This is a genomic window from Glycomyces buryatensis, assembly GCF_004912275.1.
Taxonomy (GTDB): Bacteria; Actinomycetota; Actinomycetes; order Mycobacteriales; family Micromonosporaceae; genus Glycomyces; species Glycomyces buryatensis.
Window position 1 is genome coordinate 84,279 of the sequence record NZ_STGY01000004.1, and the last position, 7,764, is coordinate 92,042.

Below are 7,764 nucleotides of genomic sequence, written 5' to 3' on the forward strand. Positions count from 1 at the left end.
GACTCCTTATTCGATCCAATCGATGAGGTCGGCGACCGAATCCTTGACATGGTTCGGCCGGAAGGGGTACTTCTCGACCTCCTCCATACTGTCAGTCACCCCCGACATAACCAGGACCGTTTCCAGCCCGGCTTCGAGGCCCGACAGCACGTCGGTGTCCATGCGGTCGCCGATCATTACGGTCGACTCCGAATGAGCTCCTATACGGCGCAAGGCATTTCGCATCATCAATGGGTTCGGCTTGCCGGGGAAGTAAGCTTCCGAGCCGGTCGCCGCAGTGACCATCGCCGCAACGGCGCCGACGCCGAGCAGCAGTCCCTGCGGGCTGGGCCCGGTGGTGTCGGGGTTGGTGCACAGGAACTGAGCCCCGTTCTTGACCAGCCGCACCGCCGTGGTGAGCGCGCCGAAGTCGTACCGACGCGTCTCTCCGAGTACCACATAGTCGGGCTGGTAATCCGTGAGGACGTACCCGATCTCGTGCAGCGCGGTGGTCAGGCCCGCTTCGCCGATGACATACGCCGATCCGTTCGGGCGCTGCGAGTGAAGGAAGTCGGCGGTGGCCATCGCCGAGGTGTAGATCGACTCCTGCGGGACCGTAAGCCCTGAATTCTTCAGCCGCACATGAAGATCGCGCGGTGTATAGATCGAGTTGTTCGTGAGCACGAGGAACCGCTTCCCCGCAGTCTGCAACTTCTCGATGAGTTTGTTGGCCCCCGGAACGGGGACCCCCTCGTGGACGAGAACGCCGTCCATGTCCGAGAGCCAGCTGTCGAACGGTCCAGGTGTATCCATGGTCAACATCTTGCCATCGCATCCTGAGAACGGCGAGAGCTGCACGTAAAGTGATCCGCGTGGAGACCGCTTTGACCGCTGTGCTCGTCGTCGCCGCAGGCGCGATGGCGGGGGCGCTGGGGTATTGGACGATCAGAACGGCGAGGAACAAATGAGCGAACGCGAAGTGCCGGAGGAGTTCGCCTCGACCTTTGCGAAGGTCGAGCCCTACCCCTTCGAGGAAACCGACGACCTGCGCGAGGGCCCGAACCTCCACGACGACCTGCTGGCGCTCCTGCCGCTGGTCGGCCGCTGGAGGGGCCGCGGCCAAGGCGGCTACCCGGGCATCGACGACTTCATGTACGGCCAGGAGATGAGTTTCACCCACGACGGGCGGCCGTTCCTGAAGTACTCGGCCCGCGCGTGGCTCATCGACGAGGACGGCAAGCCCATCCGCCCGGCCGCTCAAGAAACCGGCTGGTGGCGCGTCGTCAAGGGCGAGGACCCCAAGCGCCCCGAGGTGGAGGTCCTGCTGGCCCACCCGACGGGCATCCTCGACCTCTACTACGGCCACGTCGACGGCACCAAGATCGAGATCGCCACCGACGCCGTCGTGCGAAGCCCCCAGGCAAAAGAGGTCACGGCGGGCAAGCGCCTCTACGGCATCGTGGAGGGCGCCCTCATGTACGCCCAGGAGATGGCCGCCGAAGGCAACCCGATGACCCCCCACCTGTCGGCCCGCCTCGGCCGAATCTCCGGCTGAGTTCAGGCCGCACACTTTTTAGATTTGCCGCGGGCGGCCGGACTGTGGTCCGGTCGCCCGCGTATTGCGCGCGCGATTCGTACGGCCCTGGCGGGGCCCGCGCGCGGATGGGTTCCGCGCGCGGGAACGGTATGACGGTGTTCCATGGATTCCCGGTTCGCCGTCATCCCGCCAGGGCCGAACGGCTTTTTTGTTTACTAGCTTCCCTGATGTGGCCAAGGGATTGCCAAGAAAAATTTCTGCCTGTGGATAACTCCGCGGAGCCTGTGGATAACTCGGGGTCAGAAGTCGCCGGGCCACAGGTCCTCCTCTTCCTCGGGCTCTTCCTGCCTCGGCGCGGCCGTGGTGATGATGGGTTCGAGGTCGGCGGCCTGCAGGACCGTTCCCAGGATCGCGACCGATCCCGGCTTGTTCAACGGGTCGTTGCCATTGCCGCACTTGGGGGATTGGATGCAGCTGGGGCAGCCGGTCTTGCAGTCGCAGGACTCGATGGCCAGCTTCGTCGCTCCGAGCCAGTCCGTCCATTTGCGGTAGGCCTGCTCGGCGAAGCCGGCGCCGCCGGGATGGCCGTCGTAGACGAAGACCGTGGGGAGCTCCGTGTCCGGGTGGGCCGCCGTCGAGAGGCCGCCGATGTCCCACCGGTCGCAGGTCGCGATCAAGGGGAGCAGCCCGATCGAGGCGTGCTCGGCCGCGTGGAGGGCCCCCGGCAAGTCGGGGGCGCCGCTGGGCTTGCCCGTCGGGAGGCCTTCCAGCGCTTCGGGTTCGACCGTCCACCAGACCGCGACCGTGCGGAGCGTCTGCGGCGGCAGGTCGAGCTCCTGGGTGTCGATGACCTCGCCCGAGGGGATTCGCCTGCGCTGGTAGGAGATGACGTTCGAGGTCACCTCCACCTCTCCCAGGCACAAGGTCACGTCGCCCATCTCGCGGCGCTCGCGTTCATGCAGGATCTCCAGGTGCGTGATCTCCTGCGTCGTGGTCGTCCACGGCGGCTTCGCCGCGTGGACCAGGGCCAGGCCGTCGTCCAGGTCGAGCTCGTCGACCAGATAGGACTCGCCCTGATGCAGGTAGAGCGCGCCGCGGTGCACCAGGCGGTGCGAGGCGGCGGCGTCGACCGTGCCGATCAGGCGGCCCGTGCTCGTCTCCGCGATGTCCACGCCCATCGGGCCCGAACCGCGCAAAGTCACCTGCGGGCGCTCCGAACCGACCCAGTAGTAGCGCCCGCCCGGGCGGCGGCGCAGCAGCTTCTGCTCGCAGAGTTGTTCCGCCACCTCTCGGCTGCCCGGGATCGCATCCAGGTCGGCGTCTCGAAGCGGGAGCTCCTCCGCCGCCAGGCACAGGTGCCCGGACAGGACGTACGGATTCGACGGGTCGCACACGCTCGCCTCCACCGGCCGGTCGAAGATCGCCTCCGGGTGGTGCACCAGGTACGTGTCGAGCGGGTCGTCCTTGGCGAGCATGACCGCCAGCGCCTCGGTGTCGCCGCGCCCGGCCCGCCCGATCTGCTGCCAGAACGAGGCGAGGCGCCCCGGGTAGCCGCACAGCAGGACCGCGTCCAGTCCGGTGACGTCGATGCCCAGTTCCAGGGCGTTGGTGGTGGCCACGCCGAGCAGTTCGCCTTCGCGCAGTTTTGATTCGAGTTCGCGGCGGTGCTCTCTGAGGTAGCCGGCGCGGTAGGCGGCGATGCGGTCGGCGGCCGGGTCTGCTCCGAGGCGCGACTTCGCTTCGGCGGCGACGATTTCGGCTCCGCGGCGGGAGGGGACGAATGCGAGGGTGCGGACGCCGCGTTGCGTCAGTTGCGCCAGCATCCTGGCCGTCTCGCTGAGGGTGGAGGCCTTGTGCGGTTCGCCCTCGATCTCGTACGTCTCGGGTTCCCAGAGGGCCACCTGGGCGCCTGGGGAGGGTGAGGAGTCCTCGGTGACGGCGACGGCGGGGCGTCCGGTGAGGACGGTCAGGGACGCGGCGGGGTCGGCGGCGGTGGCGCTGGCGGCGATGACGGTCGGGTTGGCGCCGTAGTGCTCGGCGAGGCGGAGCAGGCGGCGCAGTGTGAGGGCGACGTGTGCGCCGAAGACGCCGCGGTAGATGTGGCATTCGTCGACGACGACGTATTTGAGGTTCTTCAGGAGGGACCGCCAGCGTCCGTGGCGGGGGAGGAGGGAGTGGTGGAGCAGGTCGGGGTTGGAGAGGACGAGGTTGGCGAAGCGTTGGGCCCATTGGCGGTGTTCGAAGGGGGTGTCGCCGTCGACGATCGCGGGGATGAGGCCCTTGATGCCGAATTCGTCGACCGCTCGGGCCTGGTCGGCGGCGAGGGCCTTGGTCGGGGCCAGGTAGAGGTTGCGGGCTTCGGTCTGGGCGGCCGCTTCGGTGAGGATCGGCAGGAGGTAGGCGAGGCTTTTGCCGGAGGCGGTGCCGGTGGCGACGACGACGTCGCGTCCTTCGAACGCGGCCGTCGCGGCCTCGATCTGGTGGGGCCACAGTTCGACGATTCCGGTGTCCGCCAGGGCGGTGCGGACCTCGTCGGGGACCCATTCGGGCCAGCCTCGGCGCACGGCCCGACGCGCCGGGAGGCGGCGGAGGTGGCGCAGGCCGCCGCTGTCGGTGTCGAGGGCGGCGATGAGCTGGTCGGATGGCACAGGTCCAATGATGCCGCACCCCACCGACATCCCTGCCGGTCGCACGGCGGCCGGAGTGCTCCCGGCACGTTCGCGCGCTGAACCCAGTACGCTTATGCGTTAGGACACACACCGGCCTTGGGAGAGAGCGTTGAGAGGATCAGCATCAAGCGACGGCGCATCCGAGCCCGAGCTGGGTCTCGGACTTTCCGCGGTCGGCGATTACTCGGTCATCAGTGTCAGCGGCGAGATCGACATGTACACGGCGCCGAAGCTGCGCGAAGCGGTTCGCCAGTTGGCCTCGGAGGGCCGGGTGAAGGTGGCGATCGACCTGTCGCCGACCGAGTTCTGCGATTCGACGGGGCTGGGCGTCTTGATCGGTGCGCGCAAGCGCCTGACGGATGTGGGCGGTTCGCTGGTGGTGGTCTGCGCGAATCCGCGCATTAGGAAGCTGCTCGACCTGACCGGCCTGGACAAGGTGCTCGATGTTCGGGAAGCGGTGCCCAGCGAGTGAACACCGTCAGACAGGTCCACCGCGCGGAACCGGTGACGGTGCGTTTTGCGTTCACTCCCGCTGCCGCTTATGTCAGGGCCGCCCGTCTGGTGGCGGCCGATGTCGCTTCGCATGCCGGTGTCGCCACGGGGTTGTTGGACGAGGTCCGGCAGGCGGTCGGTGAGGCGTGCACGCGAGCGGTGCTGCGGCACCGCGATCGGGATCTTGACGACCTTGTGCGCGTAGAATTTTCGATCGGTGATCGTTTTGTTGCAAAAATCACTGATAACGCGCACGATCTGCGCGCGAGCTCGCAGGGGAGCGCAAACGGAGTGGGTCTCGGCGGCGATGCGCGAGCGAACGATCACGACGCGCTCGAAGAGGACACCCTCTCCGAGGAGATCACCCTCATCGTGCTCGGGGGACTGGTCGAAGACCTGGTCGTGGCCGGTCCGGACGCCGAGCGCGGGACGACGGTCACGATGAGTTGGCCGCTGCCGCCCGCCGGGCCCGGGGCCGATCACTGAGCTGTGACCCCAGTCCCGTTCTTCGCGTGACCGACCCCACTCGCAAAGCCCTCACATCGTTACACTCCGCTCGTTGTGTCAGCCGCGTCGCCGGGTTCGTGAAAGGCCCTGGACGCGGCCGGCGCCGCCGTACCCGAGCGGCCGCCACCCTGACGAACTTAATGAAGCGAACGCGCGTAGCGCGCACATCCAGTCACTGGAGGAACATCCATGCATACGTTGCTCGCCAACGGCGACGAGGGCGTAGGCCAGCTGACGAGCTCCAATGTGAGCCTCGTCGTGCTTGCCGCGGCACTCGCGCTCGTCGCCCTGGGAGGTGCCGCCGCGCTCGTCAAGAGCATCCTGGCGGCCGACACCGGCACCGACAAGATGCGCGAAATCTCCGGCGCCGTCCAAGAGGGCGCCTCCGCTTACCTGCGCCGCCAGTTCCGCGCGCTCGGGATCTTCGTGGTCGCCGCCGTCGTCCTGCTCTTCCTGCTGCCCGCGGAGGGCGGCACGGACGTCCGCATCGGACGCAGCGCGTTCTTCATCGTCGGCGCCGTGTTCAGCTCGTTCATCGGCTGGGCGGGCATGAACATGGCCACCCGCGCCAATGTGCGCGTGGCCGCGGCGGCCCGTGACGGCAAGCCGACCAATGCGATGCATCTGGCCTTCCGCACCGGCGGCGTGGTCGGGTTCCTCACGGTCGGGCTCGGTCTGCTCGGCGCCTCGATCGTGGTCTTCGTCTACCAGGGCGACGCCGCGGTGGTCTTGGAGGGCTTCGGCTTCGGCGCGGCCCTGCTGGCCATGTTCATGCGTGTCGGCGGCGGCATCTTCACCAAGGCCGCCGACGTCGGCGCCGACCTGGTCGGCAAGGTCGAGCAGGGCATCCCCGAGGACGACCCGCGCAACCCCGCCACCATCGCCGACAACGTGGGCGACAATGTCGGCGACTGCGCCGGCATGGCCGCCGACCTGTTCGAGTCCTACGCGGTCGTCCTGGTCGCGAGCCTCATCCTCGGCCGCGCCGCCTTCGGCGAGACCGGCCTGGTCCTGCCGCTGCTGGTCGCCTCCGTCGGCATCGTCGTCGCGATCCTCGGCGTGATCATCACCCGCATGCGCGCCTCCGACGCCTCGGGCCTCAGCGCGATCAACCGCGCCTTCTACATCTCCGCGGTCGCCGCGGCGGCGCTCGTCGCCGCCGCCGTCTTCGCTTACGTCCCGTCCACGTGGGAAGCGCTCGGCAGCTCGATCGACGCCGCCGAGATCCCCGACATCCCCGTGGGCCCGCAGGTGCTCGCCATCATCGCCGTCGTCATCGGCATCGCGCTCGCCGCAGCGATCATGGCCCTCACCGGCTACTACACCGACACCCGCCACAAGCCCACGAAGACCGTCTCGGCGGCCACGCGCACCGGCGCGGCCACGAACATCCTCGCGGGCTTCTCGCTGGGCCTCGAATCGGCCGTCTACACGGCGCTGCTCATCGCCGCCGCGGTCCTGGGCGCCTACCTCCTCGGAGGCGGCGTCATCCTCGTGGGCCTGTTCGCCGTCGCGCTGGCCGGCTGCGGCCTGCTGACCACCGTCGGCGTCATCGTCGCCATGGACACCTTCGGGCCCATCAGCGACAACGCCCAGGGCATCGCCGAGATGTCCGGCGACGTCGAAGGCGACGCCGCCCAGACCCTGACGGACCTGGACGCGGTCGGCAACACCACCAAGGCCATCACCAAGGGCATCGCGATCGCGACCGCGGTCCTGGCCGCGACGGCCCTGTTCGGCTCCTACACCAACGCGGTGGAGACCGAGGGCCTGATCGGCGAGCAGCTTATGACGGCGCTCAACATCGCCGACCCGGCCAACATCGTCGGCCTCATCATCGGCGCGGCCGTCGTGTTCCTGTTCTCCGGCCTCGCCATCAACGCCGTGGCCCGCTCCGCGGGCGCCGTCGTCAACGAGGTCCGCGACCAGTTCGCGCGCTTCCCGGGGATCATGGAGGGCACCCAGCGTCCCGAATACGGGCGCGTGGTCGACATCTGCACCCGCGACGCCCAGCGTGAACTCATGACGCCGGGCCTGCTCGCCATCACCGCGCCCATCGCCGTCGGCTTCGGCCTCGGCGTCGGGCCCCTGGCCGCCTACCTCGCCGGCGCGATCGCCTGCGGCGTGCTCATGGCGGTCATGCTGGCGAACTCGGGCGGCGCCTGGGACAACGCCAAGAAGGACGTCGAGGACGGCGCCCACGGCGGCAAGGGCTCCGCCGCCCACGAGGCGTCGATCGTCGGCGACACCGTCGGCGACCCGTTCAAGGACACCGCCGGGCCCGCCATCAACCCGCTGCTCAAGGTCATGAACCTCGTCAGCCTCATCATCGCCCCGGCCGTCGTCGTCTACACCGTCGAGGGTGTCGGCGCCGGAGCCGACGGCCCCGTGCGCTGGATCATCGCCGGTCTCGCGGTGGCCGTCCTGGTCACTGCGATCATCATCTCCAAGCGCCGCTCGGCGCTGGTGGAGTCGGGGGAATCCAACGCCCCGGAGCCGCTTGAGTCGGTCGAGGTCGGCTAGGGGGTGTGTGGTGGTGCCGGGTGAGGCTGGATCCGAGTCCATTTGTTCGCTCGCAAG

6 protein-coding genes are annotated in these 7,764 nt (G+C 68.6%); 4 read left to right on the plus strand and 2 right to left on the minus strand.

Annotated elements, in window-relative coordinates; all coding sequences use genetic code 11:
• Positions 1-6: 6 nt before the first annotated feature.
• A complete protein-coding gene (locus FAB82_RS01450) occupies positions 7-792 on the minus strand; it encodes an HAD-IIA family hydrolase (RefSeq protein ID WP_136532762.1) in 786 nt (261 codons plus the stop codon).
• 151 nt (positions 793-943) lie between these two features.
• On the opposite strand from FAB82_RS01450, the gene FAB82_RS01455 reads away from it, so the two are divergent.
• A complete protein-coding gene (locus tag FAB82_RS01455; RefSeq protein ID WP_136532763.1) occupies positions 944-1,534 on the plus strand; it encodes a heme-binding beta-barrel domain-containing protein in 591 nt (196 codons plus the stop codon).
• A gap of 281 nt (positions 1,535-1,815) precedes the next feature.
• Here the strand turns inward: FAB82_RS01455 and FAB82_RS01460 are convergent, their stop codons facing one another.
• Positions 1,816-4,194, minus strand: a complete 2,379-nt coding sequence (locus FAB82_RS01460) for a DEAD/DEAH box helicase (RefSeq protein ID WP_136532831.1) — start codon at positions 4,192-4,194, stop codon at positions 1,816-1,818.
• Between the two features lie 100 nt (positions 4,195-4,294).
• Between FAB82_RS01460 and FAB82_RS01465 the strand changes: the two genes are divergently transcribed.
• The 3 genes from FAB82_RS01465 (at position 4,295) to FAB82_RS01475 (ending at position 7,707) form a co-directional block, all read left to right on the plus strand.
• Positions 4,295-4,657: an STAS domain-containing protein gene (locus FAB82_RS01465; RefSeq protein WP_246039403.1), complete on the plus strand. Its 363-nt coding sequence runs from the start codon at positions 4,295-4,297 to the stop codon at positions 4,655-4,657.
• Positions 4,654-5,163 (plus strand): ATP-binding protein, encoded by a 510-nt coding sequence (locus FAB82_RS01470; RefSeq protein ID WP_136532764.1) that lies wholly within the window; start codon positions 4,654-4,656, stop codon positions 5,161-5,163. The genes FAB82_RS01465 and FAB82_RS01470 overlap by 4 nt, the downstream gene beginning before the upstream one ends.
• A 210-nt stretch (positions 5,164-5,373) precedes the next feature.
• A complete protein-coding gene (locus tag FAB82_RS01475; protein WP_136532765.1) occupies positions 5,374-7,707 on the plus strand; it encodes a sodium-translocating pyrophosphatase in 2,334 nt (777 codons plus the stop codon).
• Positions 7,708-7,764 lie beyond the last annotated feature (57 nt).

What these genes read in the sequence shown, in the direction of transcription:
- FAB82_RS01450 (WP_136532762.1), bottom strand. Translation starts at nt 792, where the DNA reads ATGGATACACCTGGACCGTTCGACAGCTGGCTCTCGGACATGGACGGC.
- FAB82_RS01455 (WP_136532763.1), top strand. Translation starts at nt 944, where the DNA reads ATGAGCGAACGCGAAGTGCCGGAGGAGTTCGCCTCGACCTTTGCGAAG.
- FAB82_RS01460 (WP_136532831.1), bottom strand. Translation starts at nt 4,194, where the DNA reads ATGTCGGTGGGGTGCGGCATCATTGGACCTGTGCCATCCGACCAGCTC.
- FAB82_RS01475 (WP_136532765.1), top strand. Translation starts at nt 5,374, where the DNA reads ATGCATACGTTGCTCGCCAACGGCGACGAGGGCGTAGGCCAGCTGACG.